Genomic DNA, 18,060 nt, shown 5'->3' with positions numbered 1-18,060 from the left:
GAAGAAATTCGATATAATATTTTTTGAGAAAGGTGGGATGGCAAAATGATAGTTTCGTTTGGATTGATTATCAAGTATTTTCTGACGTTTTTAATGGCAGTTGTTTTAACACCTATTTTCAAAATTATTTCTGTTCAAACGGGGATGGTTGATAAACCAAACGCACGACGAATCAATCGGGTACCCATGCCAAGTGCAGGTGGTTTACCTATATTCATTACTTTTGCCTTCTCTACACTTTTTTTCTTTCGGCATGTTATTCCACATACATATTTATTACCTATTTTGATAGGTGGAACAGTGATTGTTATCACTGGTGTATTAGATGATAAATTTGAGTTGAATCCGAAACAAAAGAGTTTAGGGATTTTAATTGCGGCTTTGGTTATTTATTTTGGCTCGGATATTCATTTCAGCTTTTTGACTATTCCAGTAATTGGTCATGTGGATCTTGGATGGCTCAGCTTGCCAGCAACTATATTTTGGATTTTTGGTATTACAAATGCAGTGAATTTGATTGATGGTTTGGATGGTTTGGCTGCAGGAGTTTCCATTATCGGTTTAACAACAATCGGTGTAATCGGTTATTTCTTCCTTCATGCTTCCACCACCTATATTTCTCTGACTATTTTTTGTTTGGTTGCTAGTATTATGGGCTTTTTTCCTTACAATTTTCATCCAGCAAAAATATATTTGGGAGATACCGGGGCGCTCTTTCTAGGTTTTATGATAGCTGTATTATCTTTGCAAGGACTTAAAAATGTTACATTTATTACTTTGGTTACGCCTTTGATTATTTTAGGGGTACCGGTAACAGATACTTTTTTTGCTATGGTTCGACGTAAAGCAAAGAAGTTACCAATCTCTGCTGCTGATAAGCAGCATCTGCATCATCGGTTAATGAATTTAGGGTTTGGTCACCGCGGAGCTGTGTTAACAATATATGCCATAGCGACACTTTTTTCGTTTACTGCTTTGTTGATTAATTATACTAGTCGGATTGGAACGATTGTATTAATCATTGCTATGGGATTTGCTTTGACCTTTCTACTAGAACTTATCGGATTAATCAGTGAAAAGTACAGCTTTATTACTAAGACTTTTCGTTTTTTCGGAAACAAAGAATATCGTTCGCAAGTCCTCAAGAAATATTTTAAGAAATGAGCTATCTGATGAATAAAAATACAGAGATTGTCACTATTAGCATTGTTACATACAATAGTGACAAAATTTTTTTAAGTTTAGATACATTAATTGACAAATTAGGTAAAAGTCCAGCTGTTCGCATTATGATTTTTGATAATCATTCCGATCCAAAGTATCAGCAAAAATTAATGGACTATCAGCAATACCCATTTGTTCACGTGACTCTTCATAAAGAAAACAAAGGTTTTGGCTTTGGTCATAACTTTAATCTGTTTCCCAAGCCTTCTGAGTATGCAGTCATTTTTAATCCCGACATAATCTTAGAGCAGGATGTTTTAACTGGCTTGGTTTCTTTAATAAAAGAACACCCAGAAGTCGCGTTATTAGCCCCTAAAATTTTAAATGAAGATGGTTCTACGCAGTATTTAGTCCGTGAAAAACTAGATGTTTTTGATTATATGTTGCGCTTCATCCCTTTTTCTTTCGTGAAGAAATTGTTTAATGAACGCTTAGCTAAATTTGAATGTCGAGACCTTTCAGATGAGAAAGACAGTTATGTTCGGATGATTTCCGGTAGTTTTATGGTAGTGGATGTATTGAAGTTTATAGCAGTAGAGGGGTTTGATGAACGCTATTTCATGTATTTTGAGGATAACGATCTCTGCCAGAAGGTGGAGGCTGCGGGACATAAAATCTTGTATACGCCTAGATTTCAAGTAATACATTTATACGAACGTGGGGCAGTAAAAAGCCGGAAACTTTTTCTAGTCTTTCTGCAATCAATGAGAAAGTATTTTAGTAAATGGGGTTGGCAATTTTTCTAAGGAGGATTACATGCACGAAAAACATGGATTGTCTGTCTCTGTTTGTATGGCGACATACAATGGGAGAGCCTTTATCGAAGCACAGCTAGATAGTATCTTGCCACAGCTAAGTAAATATGATGAACTAGTTGTTTCTGATAATTCTTCTACAGATGGTACCTGGGAATTATTGCAAGCTTACCAAAAAAAAGATCAACGAATCCAACTCTTCAAAAATGAGCAACCTGGAGTTATCGGGAATTTTGAAAAGGCTATTAGGTTAGGACAAAAGGAACTAATTTTCTTGTGCGATCAGGATGATCTCTGGCAGACAAATAAAATAGAAGTGGTGAGAGCTTATTTTCAAGAACACCCAGAAGTAACCGTAGTTATTTCTGACTTAATCATTGTTGATAATGATTTTCAAATTTTAGTTCCCTCTTATCAGGCAATGCGGCATACAAAACCGGGATTCTGGCATAATTTGCTTCGTAGCAGCTACATAGGCGCTGGGATGGCTTTCAGAAAAGAACTGAAAGATTTAATCTTACCGATTCCTAAGGAGGTACCGATGCATGATATGTGGATTGGATTGCTTGCTGATCACACAAAAGGTGTAGCTTTTATACCAAATAAATTGGTGTACTATCGGAGACATGGGTTGAACACTACTGAAATCAAAACAACTGCTTCGAAAGTTCAGCAATTTATTTGGCGCTGGAAAGCTTGGCAGTTGGTTAGAAAAAGGCTAAGAGAAAATAAAAAAAAAGCGTAAAGTACTTCCTCCTTTAGGAAGACATCATGTATAATGAATAACGTATGTATAGATAAAGTTAGGAGCGTAAATATGAAAGGAATTATTTTAGCGGGCGGGAGCGGCACTCGTCTGTATCCATTAACTAAAGCAACATCTAAGCAACTAATGCCCGTTTATGACAAACCGATGATCTACTATCCAATGTCAACTTTAATGTTGGCAGGGATTAAAGAAATCTTAATCATTTCAACGCCTCAGGATACACCACGTTTTGAAAATTTATTTGGCACCGGTGAAGAATTAGGAATTCATATTGAGTATGCTGTCCAAGAAAGTCCTGATGGATTGGCTCAAGCATTTATTATTGGCGAAGAGTTTATTGGTGAAGATAGTGTTTGCTTAGTGTTAGGGGATAATATTTATTATGGGGATGGCTTATCTCGTATGTTGCAACGTACTGCGGCGAAAGAAGATGGAGCAACCGTATTTGGTTATCATGTAAATGATCCTGAACGTTTTGGAGTGGTGGAGTTTGATGAGAATATGCAGGCTGTTTCCATTGAAGAAAAACCAGAAAAACCAAAATCCAAATATGCTGTAACTGGACTTTACTTTTATGATAATGATGTAGTAGAAATCGCTAAAAACATTAAGCCGTCTGATCGTGGTGAGTTAGAAATCACTGATGTAAACAGAGAATATTTGAAACGTAACAAACTTTCTGTTGAGGTAATGAGTCGTGGCTTTGCTTGGCTAGATACGGGGACGCATGAATCCTTATTGGAAGCTTCAACGTTTATTTCAACTATTGAGAAACGTCAAAATCTGAAAGTTGCTTGTCTGGAAGAGATTGCTTTCCGTATGGGATATATAACGAAGGAACAACTAGTTGAACTTGCACAACCACTGAAGAAAAATCAATATGGACAATATTTATTACATTTAGCAAAAGAGGAAGCCTAATGGGAAAATTAGTCGTAACTGAAACTAAGTTAACAGATGTAAAAATCGTGGAACCAGCTGTTTTTGGTGACCATCGCGGTTTTTTTACTGAAAGTTACTCAGAAAAAAATTTTAAAGAAGCTGGAATTGAAGCTGATTTCATTCAAGATAATCATTCATTATCTACTCAACCAGGTGTGTTGAGAGGTCTGCATTTTCAAAAAGGTAAGTCCGCCCAGACGAAACTTATTCGCGTAGTAACAGGCGCTGTACTAGATGTTATTGTAGATATTCGTAAGGGGAGCCCTACTTATGGAGAATGGGAAGGATATATTTTATCCGAATACAATCATCGTCAATTGTTGGTTCCTAAGGGATATGCTCATGGATTTATGACATTAACACCAGATGTAAATTTTCTGTACAAATGCGACAATTACTACGACGCTGATGCTGATGGCGGAATTGCTTTCAATGATCCTGAATTGAACATTCAATGGCCCATGGCATTGGACAAAGCAATTACTTCAGAAAAAGATCAGAAGCATCCAACATTAAAAGAATTTGAAGCAGAAAATCCGTTTATTTACGGTGAAATCTAAGGAGACAACCACATGAAAAAGATAATTGTTACTGGCGGAGCTGGATTTATCGGTTCTAATTTTGTTCATTATGTTGTAAAACATCACCCCGAGGTCCAGGTGACTGTTTTAGATAAATTAACCTACGCAGGCAATAGAGCAAATTTAGCGGGTTTGCCTGAAGAACAGGTGAAACTAGTTGTAGGAGATATCGCAGATGCCAAATTAGTAAATGAACTAGTTCAAGAAACAGATGCGGTTGTTCACTATGCAGCTGAGTCACATAATGATAATTCTTTAAAGGATCCATTTCCTTTTGTACAGACGAATATTATAGGTACCTATACCTTGATTGAAGCTTGCCGTAAAAACGATGTTCGTTATCATCATGTATCGACTGATGAAGTTTATGGCGACTTGCCATTACGTGAAGATTTACCTGGACACGGTGAAGGTGAGGGCGAGAAGTTTACGGATAAAACTCCATATAATCCATCCAGCCCGTATTCTTCAACTAAGGCAGGCTCAGATTTGTTAGTGAAAGCATGGGTTCGGTCATTCAATTTACAAGCAACTATTTCTAATTGTTCTAATAACTATGGGCCTTATCAACACATTGAAAAATTTATTCCTCGTCAGATCACTAATGTTTTGAGTGGGATTCGTCCTAAACTCTATGGTGACGGTAAAAACGTAAGGGATTGGATTCATACAAATGATCATTCTTCTGCTGTTTGGGCTATTTTAACTAAAGGCAAAATTGGTGAAACCTATCTGATTGGTGCTGATGGTGAAGAGGATAATAAATCTGTGATGGAATTAATTTTAGAGTTGATGGACCAGCCTAATGATGCTTACGATCATGTAAATGATCGTCCCGGACATGACTTACGTTATGCGATTGATTCAACAAAATTACGTCAAGAATTGGACTGGAAACCGGAATTCACCAATTTCCGTGACGGATTGGCAGATACTATTCGTTGGTATAAAGATAATCGTGATTGGTGGGAAGCAGAAAAACAAGCTGTTGAAGCCAATTATGCAAAAAACGGTCAATAATTCTATAGGCAGGGAAACCTGCCTTTTTTTGAGAAAAGGAGAGATACACAATGATCTTATTAACAGGTGGTAACGGACAATTAGGAACTGAGTTAAGAAAACTGTTAGATGAAAAAGGTTGGGATTATATTTCAACAGATGCAGATGTTTTAGATATTACAGATGCTGAGAAAACTATGGAATATATAACTGACTTGAAGCCAGAATTAATTTATCATTGTGCAGCCTACACAGCAGTTGATAAAGCTGAAGATGAAGGTAAAGAACTAGATGAAAAAATCAATGTAGAGGGCACTCGTAATGTGGCTAAAGCAGCTAAAGCTGCAGGTTCCAAATTAGTGTATATTAGTACTGACTATGTATTCGATGGTACAAGAAAAGACGGTATGTACCAAGTGGATGATACAACTAATCCGCAAAGCGAGTACGGGCGTACAAAACTGCTAGGTGAGCAAGCCGTTCAGGAAGTTATGGAAGATTATTACATTATCCGTACCTCTTGGGTATTTGGTATTTACGGACATAATTTTGTTTACACAATGCAACGGTTAGCAGAAACTCATAAACAGCTGACAGTAGTAAATGACCAGTATGGTAGACCAACTTGGACTCGTACTTTGGCTGAGTTTATAACTTTTGTAATTGAAAACGGAGCTCCATTTGGTGTTTACCATTTATCTAACGAAAATAGTTGTTCATGGTTCGAGTTTGCCAAAGAGATTCTAAAAGATACGGATGTAGAAGTTTTGCCAGTTACTTCTGAAGAATATCCTCAGAAAGCAAAACGTCCACAATACTCAGTTATGGATCTAAGTAAAGCGAAAGAATTAGGTTTTGCTATTCCTACTTGGCAAGAAGCTCTAGAGCATTTTCTAAAGCTAGAAAAATAAAATAGAAAAGAGGAAAAGGATTTGTATGATATTGTCATTGTGTTGTATCAAATAAAAGCATCTGAGTCCCCAACAATACAAACTCTGCAGCAAATCCTTACCTCTAATGAATTGCCTGAATTACGACAAGTTATTGTGTTTGATAATAGTGTATCGGAAGATAATCCCGTTTTTACAGATGAACGGTTTGTTTATCATTTTGCTGAAGGAAATCAAGGGTTAGCAAAGGCTTATAATTATGTATGGCCGAAAAGTCTTTCAAAGGGGTGCCATTGGTTAATTACTTTAGACCAAGATACTAGTTTGACCAATGATTATTTTTCTGCCGTTGCAGATGAGATCGATCAAGCAGATAAAAATATTGCGATTATTGCGCCAGTTATCTATGATAAAGAGAAACAAATTTCACCCGTACAAAGTAATACACTGCGTCCCTTACATACCTTCCTGCCAAGGGGAGGAAAAATATATTATAATCAGGTCATGGTAATTAATTCAGCGGCTGTGATTTCACTAGATTTCTTACAAGCAATTGGTGGCTACAACGAAACTTTCTCGATGGACTATTTAGACCACTGGCTTTGTTGGAGAATATTCCAAGAGAAAAAGCAAATAAAGATTTTATCAGGCGCTTTGCATCATCAGTTATCAGTTCTTGATTACAGAAACAGTATGAATACAGCAAGATATCAACAAATATTAAATGCTGAAAGTCGATTTTATAAGGACTATGCGACTGAAATGTTTACGGAGTACAAAAAGCAGTTATTATTACGCAGTATGAAACAAATTTTCAGAGGGCTTTTCCCCTATGCTGGAAAAACCTTATCACAGTACAAAATGATTTCGGGGGAAAAAAATGGAGACAAGGTTACAACAAAGAAGTAGAGAAAGAGTGAGAGAGAAAAAAGAAGGCCCCCAGACAAAAGTGGTCAACTTTATTGTTCGATTTCGATATATAATTGGACTAATTTTTCTTATTCTAATCGTTGCTTTTAACTTGAATGGCAGCTCAATTGGTGAGTGGGACAACACTGTTTCTCAAAGAGATGATGGAAAAAAGTCAGATGTAATTTTTGGTCAAAGCCGAGCCATTCGTTCTGATGAATGGATGGTTCAGACACCTTTTTATTTATCTCAGGCTGAGGATAATTTTCCAGTACTAAATAAGAATTATGGGATATCTGGTCAGAATATGATTATTGCCTATAATTCTCCTGTAAAAGATATTACACAAATTGGTAAGCCTTTTAATTGGGGGTTCTTTTTTCTAGATAAAGATCAAGCACTTTCTTTTTATTGGGGCTTTAAAATAATTTGCATGATTCTTTTGGGCTTTGAACTCTCTATGATTTTGACTAAAAAGAATAAGTACGTTTCTTTACTAGGTTCACTTATGATTACTTTTTCTCCCGCTGTTCAATGGTGGTTTATGCAACATGTAGGCGACCTTATTTTCTTTACTTTAGGTTTAATGGTTGCTTTTTATCATTATTTTGCTAATCATGATAAAAAGATTTTGCGAAGTTTAATGATGTTGTTAGTGGTAATATTTGGGATTGGATTTGTTTTAGTTTTATATCCGGCCCATCAGGTAGTTTTAGCTTACTTCATTTTATTCTGGTTTATAGGTCTTTTGATCCATTATCGTAAAAGGATTGATTGGGATAAATTGGATATAATCTTAATTATAGGAGCATTACTGTTTATTGGTTATGTATTATTTCATTTTTATCAGGAGTCCAAAGATGCATTGGAAGCTACCATAAATACTCTCTATCCTGGTAGGCGCGTATCAACTGGTGGTGGCTTAGGACTGTGGCAAATGCTGTTATTTCTAACAAACTGGAAAACCCCTTTTTCTAATGGTATTGATATAGCTAATGAGGCTGAAGTAGCGGGGTTCTTCAACTTATATATTTTAGTAGTCCCGTTCATGCTTATTGCTTTTATGAAAAAGGAATTAAGAAGAGAAAATTATTTAGGCTTAAACATTCTGATCTCTTCAATACTTTTGTTAGTTTTTATGGTTTTCGGACTGCCTGAAAGTCTAGCAAAATTAACACTTTTGTCTTACGTTCCAACAACTAGAGCTATTTTTACATTTGACTTTATAGCATTATTACTAACAATTTGGTTTATAGGCTTTATTTTTGAACAAAAAAGACTGCCTCGTTGGTTGAGAGGAATTATTGTCCTTTTTTCTGGAGTATCCATTTATATTGTTGTGAATAACTCTGCAATCATGGACTATTTCAATCAACTTGACCTGATTCTAACATCATTAGTTATTGCGCTGATTATTTGGTTTATTTTATCTTTAAAAAAGAAAATAGCTATTACATTGATGTTATTATGTACGATTGCTAGTGGTTTCTTTGTTAATCCCGTTGTTCATGGAACAGGAGCAATTTATGAAAAAACTTTAGCTAAAGCCATAATGAAACAGAATCAAGAGGATCCTGGACAACTTTGGATAGCCGAAAATCGTTTATACAATTTCTTGCCTGCATTGGGCGTAAAGACCTATAATACTGTTCGTTTTTACCCCGATGCTAAAATGTGGAAAGACATTGATCCGGAGAAAGAAAATGAAAAAATATACAATCGATATTCCCACATTGATGCTTATGTTACAAATGGGGATACCAAGTTTACGCTAACTAATCCAGATGCCTTTGTGGTGAACATTAATTTCGATCCTATCAAAGAGCTTGGTGTCAAATATGTAGTTAGCAAACGGTCTTTAGAGGATTACAATGTATTTAATTTTGCCCATTTTACTCGGATTTACGGACCAGAAAAAGGCAAATGGCAGATTTTTGAAGTGAGTTTCCCTGAAGATTCAGAAGTTACAAATACAGGAGGCCCGTCAGCTACTTCTGAACCAGATCCAATCTTACCTAACCCGGCTGAAAATAATTCACCTGTAAATCCTTACAGTTACTACCAATAGCAGATTTAAGAGGAGAGAAAAATGCGAGATAACGATACAAATATTTTAAATACCATAAGCCTTTTCATTCTTTTTGTAATGATTTGTGCGTGCTACTTTCTCTGGACGCGAGGTATTGGTACTCAACCGATGCTAGACCTCTATACTGCAATGGTTCGTTATGTAACATATGGTGCAATTTTCGTATTACTTTTAAATATTTATCGTTTAAGTATTGCTGATTGGTTTTGGGTAATACTAGCAGTAGCGAGCGTTCCTTTTTATTCTCTGTTTTCTGATTTACGGGGTGCTGGTTTTTTTCAAAATGTGATACCTGCTTTAATCATAGTAGTAGTTATCGATTTTAAAATTGTATACTTCAATAAGTGGATTCGTACCTTACTTGCAAGCATTCTATTACTGATATTATTGATTACAATGTATCGTATTTTTACGGAGATGCCCCCCCCGGTCGATGGGGATTCTATCTGGTCACCAACGAATAAACTGAAAGAAATCTGGATTAACACGAACACAATAGGTGCATCGGTTATGACAGCCAGTTTATTGTCTGCCTGCCTGTTTAAGTCTTTAAGAACAGGATGGAGTGATTGGATTATTTATCCAATTTATTTGTCAGGATTGGTGGGTACCTGGGTAGTCCAATCGAAAGCTTCTTTTGTGGCAATGGTCTGCTTTGTCTTTTTGGATGTATTCCCAGAGAATATTAAAGAAAAATTAAAATATTTTTACGGTGGAGCATATACCATTTTTCTAACCGCAATTTTTCCAATATCCTATTTTGTTGCTTTTTCTGATGAAGTCAATATTTTTACTGGCAGGGAAGAGATTTGGCGGGAGTTTTACGAAAAATTATTTGAAACAGGTCAGCAGGTTTTGGTTGGTATGTATCCTTTTACTTATCATAGGGGAAGTGAAGTTTTAGGCTATCACAACAGCTATAACTCAATTCTGGGACAGTACGGTATTGTTGGCTTAATTTTGGTCTGTCTATTCATTTTGTATAATGTCTGGTCAATTATCTTAAAAAAAGATTTTGTGGTTGCTCGTTATAGTTTTCTGATTGCTTTTTTCGGAATTTTACTTCAATCTGTCATGGAGGATACGCTCAATGCTGGTTTCTGGATCCCCTTAACGTTCAGTTTATTAGGTTTTGCTGGTCAACAAACACTTGAAGATGAAGAATACGAGTATGATGATTACTATGATTATCAAGAATACTATGATGTGATTAATGAACAAACTAGAAGTCGTAGTTCACGTCATAAATAATCTTAAGAATAAGCTTAGATATTTCAAATATCTAAGCTTATTCCTTTAGGGAAACTTGCTTTTAAACTTTGAATTCTGTAGAATAATACCGTTAATCAACTTAATGATACTCGTTCAATTGTGTATCTAAATAAATAGAAAATCTAGTGTAATGAAGGGAAATACAATGATTAAAGATTTGATTAGTTTCTTTAAAGAGATTTATAGTAACCGAGTACTCCTGAAACAATTTTCAGTGAATGATTTTAAGGCAAGATATGCTGGTTCAGCGTTTGGAATTTTTTGGGCCTTCGCTAATCCAATTGTTATGGTGCTGACTTATTGGTTTGTTTTTGGAGTGGGTTTTAAAGCCGCGATGACCGATGGTAAGTATCCATTTATAGTTTTTCTTTTGACTGGTTTAGTTCCTTGGCTTTACTTTTCTGAAGTATTAGGTGCTGCAACGAATGTTTTTCGCGAGTACAGCTATCTAGTAAAAAAAGTTGTATTTAACATTCGAATATTGCCAAGCGTAAAATTATTCTCCAATCTTTACATGCATGCCTTTTTTATTGTAATTGCCTTTATTGTGGCGATCTTTAATCAGGCAATGCCTAGTTTATATACTTTGCAAATTTTTTATTATCTTTTCTGCATGATGATGTTTTTGACGGGTCTTACGTGGATTACTTCTTCCATTCAACCTTTTTTTCCAGATATCAATCAATTTATCGGAGTAATTATGCAGGCCTTGATGTGGGGAACTCCCGTATTATGGAGCATTAACCAATTTCAGGCACATCCAACAATTCAATTTATTTTGAAATTGAATCCAATGTTCTATGTTGTTCAAGGATATCGGGATGCCTTTTTTAGTGAACAATGGTTCTGGGAAAAACCTTTACTATCTGTTTACTTTTGGATAATTACTTTAATTTTATTAGTTATCGGCAGTGTGGTATTCAAACGCCTGAAACCACATTTTTCTGATGTATTATAAGGAGATAAAACCTATGACGGAAACAGTTATTCAAATAAAACATTTAACCAAAAAGTACGATATGTATCAGAAACCCTCTGATCGTTTGAAAGAGGCTTTGAGTCCTAGCAGAAAGACCTACCATGAAGTATTTTATGCGTTAAACGACGTAAATGTTGATGTAAAAAAAGGAGAAATGATTGGTTTTATCGGGGAGAACGGATCTGGAAAATCTACTATTTTAAAAATAATCACTGGAGTACTGTCACCCTCTGATGGTGAGATTAATATCAAAGGAAATATCTCTGCGTTACTAGAATTAGGTTCAGGGTTTAATCCTGAATACAGTGGATATGAAAATATTTTTCTTAACGGAATGGTTCTAGGTTTCTCACGTGAAGAAATGGAAAGTAAAGTAGATGATATTATTAGCTTTGCTGATATTGGAGATCATTTATATCAACCAGTAAAAACTTATTCAAGTGGGATGTTTGTTAGATTGGCTTTTGCTGTAGCGATAAATGTTGATCCAGATATATTGATTGTTGACGAAGCGTTAGCTGTAGGGGATTTAGAGTTTCAGTTAAAGTGTATGGAGAAATTTACTGAGTTTCGTAATGCTGGAAAAACAGTTTTATTTGTATCTCATGACGTAAATGCAGTACGTCGTTTTTGTGACCGCGTATACTGGTTAAAAGATGGTGTGATACGTGCTGAAGGCGATACAATGGAAATAACGGAAGAATACGAAAACTTTTTGAAGAAAAAGTCTTTGAAAAGTATTGATCGTGATGCTTCCTCTTCTGAAGAGTTTTCGGCGTATGATATTGTAGAGGTGAAATCTGCTGAATTGCTAAATGGAGATTTGAATCCATTAGAAATTGTAGAGCAGGATAGTAAGGTAGTTGTTAAAGTAAAATATTATGTAAAAGATGATTCTATTAAGCGCCCCGTTCTAGGTGTAGCTATTCGCACTGTAGACAACCAATATGTTTGTGGTTTAAATACGCTATTAGATGAAGAAAATATTCCCTGGAAAAAGGGTGAGAATGTTTATTATTTAGAATATGAAAAGATGGCTTTGTTAGGTGGAGAATATTATTTTGATGTTGCTGTTTTTGAGGAAAATGCAACAGTCCCCTTGGTTTATAAAACACGTTACTTGACGATGTTTATTACAGGTAAATATGTGGGTGAAGGCATTGTTGTTTTAGATCACACATGGAAGGAAAGAATATAACCATGAAATATGATTTTGATCTATCTCTCGATGAGCAGACCAGTGTAGGGAAAATAATCAGCCAGATAAATGAAAACAGTCGCGTTCTAGAATTTGGACCTGGTAATGGTCGAATGACAAATTATTTAATCCATGAAAAAAAATGCGAAGTATCAATTGTAGAATTTGATACAGTCTTATACGATCATGTAATGAGTGTTGCTCAAAATGGTTTTTTGGGTAACATTGAGGAATACAAATGGGTAGATTATTTTGCAGGGCAAAAATTCGACTACATTATTTTTGCGGATGTTCTAGAACACCTGACGAATTCTGAAGAAGCATTACGCCAAGCACGGCATTTTTTGGCTAAAGATGGCGAAATCTTGATTACTTTTCCTAATATTGCTCATAATTCTGTTCTTATTGATTTGTTTAATAACAAATTGGATTGGAAACAATATGGTCTGTTAGATAGGACACACAACAGCTTTTATACACAAAACGGTTTTTACGATTTATTTGACCGATTGGATTTGCATGTGAGAAGGGAAGACTATACCTATGCTCAAGTAGGACAAAATGAAATTGAGACATCCTATGATCAATTGCCAACACCGGTGCGCTATTCATTTAAGAACCGTCCTTTTGGCGAAGTATACCAGTATTTTTTTGCCTTGAGAAAAGAAGCAGTTACTGTCCCTGAACGCAAGATTCCTGCTAATTCAAATTACAATAAACAAATCCAATTAGCTTATTTAATTGCAGACTCTTTTGAAATGGAGCCTTTTATATTAAATAATAGCAATGGAGAAAACAAAATAACTACTCATAAGGCGCCTGAGGCTACAGAAAGTCTTAGAATTGTTATTGGAAGACTCCCAGCGAATGTAAAATTATCGGTCGTTTGCGAAAATCGATTGTTGACCATCAAGGAAACAAATGCCAATTGGTTCAAGGATGATATTTTTATGTTTAATCATATCTCGGAAGAACCATACGTCACTGTTTCAGGTGAAGACATTGCTGGTAAAGAATATACTCTATCAATAGAAGTTATTGATGAAGAGCAAGGCTCATCAGTAGATCAAGAATTATTCAATGATTTGTGCGAAACTAAAAAAATACAGCGATTACTTAATCTTAAGTTGACTTACTATAACGAGTTTGAAAATCAACTGTCACGAATCCCTTATAAAAGGCCGGAAGAATATCTACAAGATATTCGTATAAACATCGAAACCGTGGAAAACAATGAAATGGATAAACAGGTCATTATCAAGGGGTGGGGATTCTCGCTAAGCGATCAAAAGCAGTTAGAATTTTTGTTGGCTGAGAAGACTAATGATTATCAAGTAACTCGTTTATTAAGACCGGATGTAAATGAGACCTTTACCCTTCCGTTAGAGGAAAAGTATGGTTTTATCTTGACAATTGAAAACCTGCAAATTGAAGATGCAATTAACTTATTGTTAGTATCTGCCAATTATGAAGTATTTCCAGTAGTCGTGAGCATGCCTAAAGAAACTAGTACACCATTTATAAAAAAGGTACGTCGTATTTTAGGTTCAGTAAAACGTGAAGGTGTGTCACAAGCTTATAAGAATTATCAATATCGAAAATCAATCAGTGCAAATTATGAAGCATGGATTGAGAAAGATGAAGTTGACTTCAAGGAAAGACTATTGCAAGAAACACAGCAGTTAGATTTTGAACCCAAAATATCATTAGTTGTTCCTGTCTATAACGTAGATGAGAAATGGTTACGTGCCTGTGTAGGCTCATTGACTAATCAAATTTATAAGAACTGGGAGCTTTGTTTAGCAGACGATGCTTCTCCTAAAGCACATATCAAACCACTTCTACAAGAGTTAAGTGCTGCTGATGAAAGAATTAAGGTCGTTTTTCGTGAGCAGAATGGGCATATCTCTGAAGCAACGAACTCAGCAATAGAAGTAGCAACTGGAGAATACATCGGATTTTTAGATAATGATGATATTTTATCTGAAACGGCTCTTTTAGAGGTAGTTAAGGCAATTAATGAGGACGCCAACATTGACTTCATCTATACAGATGAAGATAAATTATCGATGAGTGGTAAACGTTTTGACCCATTCTTTAAATCTAATTGGAACGAAACCTTACTTCTTGGGCACAATTATATTACTCATTTTGTAGTAGTTAAACGATCAATTATTGAAAAGATTGGTGGTTTACGCACAGAATTTAATGGAAGCCAAGATTATGACTTTGTTCTTCGAGCTACAGAAGCAGCACAAAAAATTCATCATATTCCTAGAATTTTGTATCATTGGAGAACAATTGAAACCTCAGTAGCTATGGATCCTCAGAGTAAAGAATACGCTTATATTGCTGGTCAAAAAGCAATTGAAGCTGCTTTGGAGCGTCGTAGCTTGGCAGGCCAAGTGTCTATGACGAAAAATTATGGTGCTTATAAAGTTGACTTTACTTATCAAAAAAATGGAAAGGTAACAATTGTATACACGAAACCCCTGAAAGAAAAGCAAGTACTTATTAATTTACTGGAAATGACAAGTTGGCAAGATTACGAAGTATTGCTTTTTAAGGAAAATAAACTAGCGATAGAGGACAAGCATATCCGATATGTGGATGCTAAAAACGTAAACGAACTTGCTGAAGCTGCCTTAGGTGAATATATAGTGTTTATGGCACCGGATGAGTATCCATCCTCAAAAAATTGGTTAAATGAAGCTATGAATTTTATTCGTTTGCCTGAAATAGGACTTGTTTCAGGTAAAGTTATCAGTACTCAGGACGCGATATTGAATTGTGGGGTACTCATTAAGCCGAATGAGCAAACGATTTACTATGAACAGCAAGGGTTATCCAACAAAACAATTGGAACATATTTCCGTCCGACATTGCCTAGAGAAATTTATACTACTACTGAAGATTGTCTGATCATTGCTAAAAGTGACTTTCAGCAACTTAACGGTTTTGACCTAGCGTTAAGTGATCAAATTCTAGGAGTAGACTTAAGTATTAGGGTACACCAAGAGTTAAAACGAAAACATATTTTTGACCCATATTTTGAATTGATCTGTGAACAGACTGTACGGTTCTCTTTACCTAAGGGCGTCTTTACAGAGTTAGAGTCTAAGTATTCCATGAATGATTTAGAAGATCCTTATCTTAATAGTAACCAATTTAGTATAGGAGGATAGATATGTCAGAAGATAAAATTCTTGTCTGTATAGATAGCAGTGAATATCTTCCAAATCAAAAGAAAACAATTATTAAGGGGTGGGCACTTGAAGAAAAGAATAAAGCTGTTCCTGAAATCCATATTGATTCAGAGAACGTTATTGAGTACTCTTCAAGTTTTCATGTTCGATCTGATGTAGCAGCAGCTCATAAAACAAGTGCAACTTTGCAGATGGGTTTCTTATTAGAGATAATGGTTAAGGATCAAAATCAAAAGATTCCGGTTATATTTTCAGCAGACAAGACTAGTGTAACTGAAATGATTGATCCTAAGATAAACTTAGGTAGTAATGTCGGCCAAACCAACCAAATCCAGTCTTTTTATAGAAAAGCCCGAAAAGGATTAGGATATTTAAAACGTAATGGAATAAAAAGCACTTTGAGAAGAGTAAAACTTGAACAAAGTAAACAAAGTGATGAGAGCTATCAACAATGGATTAATGAACATGAGCAATGGGACCAATCATTAATTGAAAAAGAAATCTCAGCATTTAACTACAATCCGCTTATTTCTATTCTGATGCCTGTTTACAACGTAGAAGAAAAATGGTTAATTAAGTGTATTGAATCTGTTCAAAGTCAATTCTACTCAAATTGGGAACTATGTATTGCAGATGATTGTTCCACAGATGCCACTGTGCGACCATTGTTAGAAAAGTTTCGAGAGTCTGATAACAGAATTAAAGTAGTTTATCGCAAAGAAAATGGACATATTTCCCGGGCGACAAATTCAGCTTTAGAAATCGCTGCAGGAGACTTTATTGCATTACTTGATAACGATGACGAACTCTCTCCTATTGCGTTGTATGAGGTTGCTAAGTGCTTAAACGGCAATCCTGACATAGACTTGATCTATAGTGATGAAGATAAGATTGATATGAGCGGCAAACGATTTGATCCAGCTTTTAAACCAGATTGGTCACCAGATTTACTGCTAGGAACCAATTACATTTCTCATTTAGGTGTATATCGTCGTTCCATCATGAACGAGATTGGTGGGTTTCGAGTCGGTTATGAAGGATCGCAGGATTATGATTTAGTCCTGCGTTTTACTGAAAAAACTACGGCTGAAAGAATTGTTCACATTCCAGAAGTATTATATTATTGGCGGATACTGCCAAGTTCTACAGCAGCTGATCAATCAACGAAAAGTTATGCTTTTGATGCGGGGCTGAAGGCCGTACAAGATGCAATCAAACGTAGAAAAATCAAGGCGGAGGTAACTCATGCTGCTGGTAACGGATTGTACGATGTAAATTATGCTATTTTAAAAGAAGAGATGGTTAGTATAATTATACCGACTAGAAATGGTTATGATGATGTTAAGCGATGCGTAGACTCCATAATTGCTAAAACAACATATCCTAATTATGAGATAATCATTGCTGACAACGGAAGCGACCAGCCTGAAATGCAAGAACTGTATGATAACTACAAAATGCTACTAAATGATCGTTTCACAGTTGAGTCAATAGATATTCCATTCAATTACTCTCGCATTAATAACTTAGCAGCTAAGAAAGCGGATGGAAAATACTTACTTTTCTTGAATAATGATACAGAAGTGATTACACCAGAATGGATGACTAAAATGGTATCCTTCGCACAGTTTGAACGAATTGGCTGTGTGGGTGCAAAGCTTTATTATCCTAACAATACGATTCAACACGCAGGAGTAATTTTAGGTATGGGTGGTGCTGCTGGTCACGGACATCATACTTTTCCTAGAGGTGATTTTGGATATTTTGGGAAGCTTGAGATCAATGTGGATTACTTAGCTGTAACTGCTGCGTGTATGATGATTAAGGCTAAGGACTTTTCAGAGCTGGGTGGTTTTGATGAAGAATTGACTGTAGCTTTTAATGATGTTGACTTATGCCTACGTGAGTATGAAAAAGGACATAACAATATATGGTTGCACGGAGCAGAGTTGTACCATTTCGAGTCTCAATCTAGAGGATATGAAAATACTCCTGAAAAGCTAGAACGTTTTAAAAAGGAAACAGCTTATATGGAAGAAACTTGGTCCAAATATATTGAGAATGATCCTTACTATAATCCTAATTTAACTAGGAGCAGAGGAGACTTTTCGGTCAGAACAATTACTGAAAAAGCAGTCAACTAGACTGCTTTTTCAAATACTGTTTCTTTCATTTTTATTACTTTTTTTGAGTTTTCTATTTTTTTAGCTATGACTATGGTAAGATGTAAAATGGATTATTCTGAAG

General features: G+C 35.6%; 14 protein-coding genes. All 14 read left to right on the top strand.

Annotated elements, in window-relative coordinates:
- Positions 1 to 45: 45 nt before the first annotated feature.
- The 14 genes from IGI49_RS07450 (at position 46) to IGI49_RS07385 (ending at position 17,957) form a co-directional block, all read left to right on the top strand.
- Positions 46 to 1,164, top strand: coding sequence for an MraY family glycosyltransferase (locus IGI49_RS07450; RefSeq protein WP_429964001.1), 1,119 nt, complete (start codon positions 46 to 48; stop codon positions 1,162 to 1,164).
- 8 nt (positions 1,165 to 1,172) lie between these two features.
- On the top strand, positions 1,173 to 1,970 hold the full coding sequence (locus IGI49_RS07445; protein ID WP_429964000.1) for a glycosyltransferase: 798 nt from the start codon (positions 1,173 to 1,175) through the stop codon (positions 1,968 to 1,970).
- A gap of 10 nt (positions 1,971 to 1,980) precedes the next feature.
- Positions 1,981 to 2,724: a glycosyltransferase family 2 protein gene (locus IGI49_RS07440; protein WP_429963999.1), complete on the top strand. Its 744-nt coding sequence runs from the start codon at positions 1,981 to 1,983 to the stop codon at positions 2,722 to 2,724.
- Between the two features lie 72 nt (positions 2,725 to 2,796).
- Positions 2,797 to 3,669, top strand: a complete 873-nt coding sequence (gene rfbA, locus IGI49_RS07435; RefSeq protein WP_429963998.1) for a glucose-1-phosphate thymidylyltransferase RfbA — start codon at positions 2,797 to 2,799, stop codon at positions 3,667 to 3,669.
- Positions 3,669 to 4,250 (top strand): dTDP-4-dehydrorhamnose 3,5-epimerase, encoded by a 582-nt coding sequence (gene rfbC, locus IGI49_RS07430; protein ID WP_429963997.1) that lies wholly within the window; start codon positions 3,669 to 3,671, stop codon positions 4,248 to 4,250. The genes rfbA and rfbC overlap by 1 nt, the downstream gene beginning before the upstream one ends.
- A gap of 12 nt (positions 4,251 to 4,262) precedes the next feature.
- Complete coding sequence (gene rfbB, locus IGI49_RS07425) at positions 4,263 to 5,291, top strand: dTDP-glucose 4,6-dehydratase (protein WP_429963996.1); 1,029 nt, start codon at positions 4,263 to 4,265, stop codon at positions 5,289 to 5,291.
- A 50-nt stretch (positions 5,292 to 5,341) separates the two neighbouring features.
- Complete coding sequence (rfbD, locus tag IGI49_RS07420) at positions 5,342 to 6,181, top strand: dTDP-4-dehydrorhamnose reductase (RefSeq protein WP_429963995.1); 840 nt, start codon at positions 5,342 to 5,344, stop codon at positions 6,179 to 6,181.
- 21 nt (positions 6,182 to 6,202) lie between these two features.
- Positions 6,203 to 7,069 carry a glycosyltransferase gene (locus tag IGI49_RS07415; RefSeq protein ID WP_429963994.1) on the top strand — a complete coding sequence of 289 codons (867 nt, stop codon included), beginning with the start codon at positions 6,203 to 6,205 and terminating at the stop codon, positions 7,067 to 7,069.
- On the top strand, positions 7,041 to 9,137 hold the full coding sequence (locus tag IGI49_RS07410) for a DUF7657 domain-containing protein (protein ID WP_429963993.1): 2,097 nt from the start codon (positions 7,041 to 7,043) through the stop codon (positions 9,135 to 9,137). The genes IGI49_RS07415 and IGI49_RS07410 overlap by 29 nt, the downstream gene beginning before the upstream one ends.
- 21 nt (positions 9,138 to 9,158) lie before the next feature.
- Positions 9,159 to 10,409: an EpaQ family protein gene (locus IGI49_RS07405; protein ID WP_429963992.1), complete on the top strand. Its 1,251-nt coding sequence runs from the start codon at positions 9,159 to 9,161 to the stop codon at positions 10,407 to 10,409.
- A 166-nt stretch (positions 10,410 to 10,575) separates the two neighbouring features.
- Positions 10,576 to 11,388, top strand: coding sequence for an ABC transporter permease (locus IGI49_RS07400; protein WP_207705065.1), 813 nt, complete (start codon positions 10,576 to 10,578; stop codon positions 11,386 to 11,388).
- A 13-nt stretch (positions 11,389 to 11,401) separates the two neighbouring features.
- The gene (locus IGI49_RS07395) at positions 11,402 to 12,607 is read left to right on the top strand and encodes an ABC transporter ATP-binding protein (RefSeq protein WP_429963991.1); all 1,206 of its coding nucleotides are present in this window, start codon (positions 11,402 to 11,404) and stop codon (positions 12,605 to 12,607) included.
- Between the two features lie 2 nt (positions 12,608 to 12,609).
- On the top strand, positions 12,610 to 15,792 hold the full coding sequence (locus IGI49_RS07390) for a glycosyltransferase (protein WP_429963990.1): 3,183 nt from the start codon (positions 12,610 to 12,612) through the stop codon (positions 15,790 to 15,792).
- A 2-nt stretch (positions 15,793 to 15,794) separates the two neighbouring features.
- Positions 15,795 to 17,957 carry a glycosyltransferase family 2 protein gene (locus IGI49_RS07385; protein WP_429963989.1) on the top strand — a complete coding sequence of 721 codons (2,163 nt, stop codon included), beginning with the start codon at positions 15,795 to 15,797 and terminating at the stop codon, positions 17,955 to 17,957.
- Positions 17,958 to 18,060: the final 103 nt, after the last annotated feature.

This window comes from Enterococcus sp. AZ071, assembly GCF_050499065.1.
GTDB lineage: Bacteria > Bacillota > Bacilli > Lactobacillales > Enterococcaceae > Enterococcus_A > Enterococcus_A ferrettii.
The sequence above is the reverse complement of the archived record's forward strand: the minus strand, read 5'-3'. Positions and strand labels throughout refer to the sequence as shown.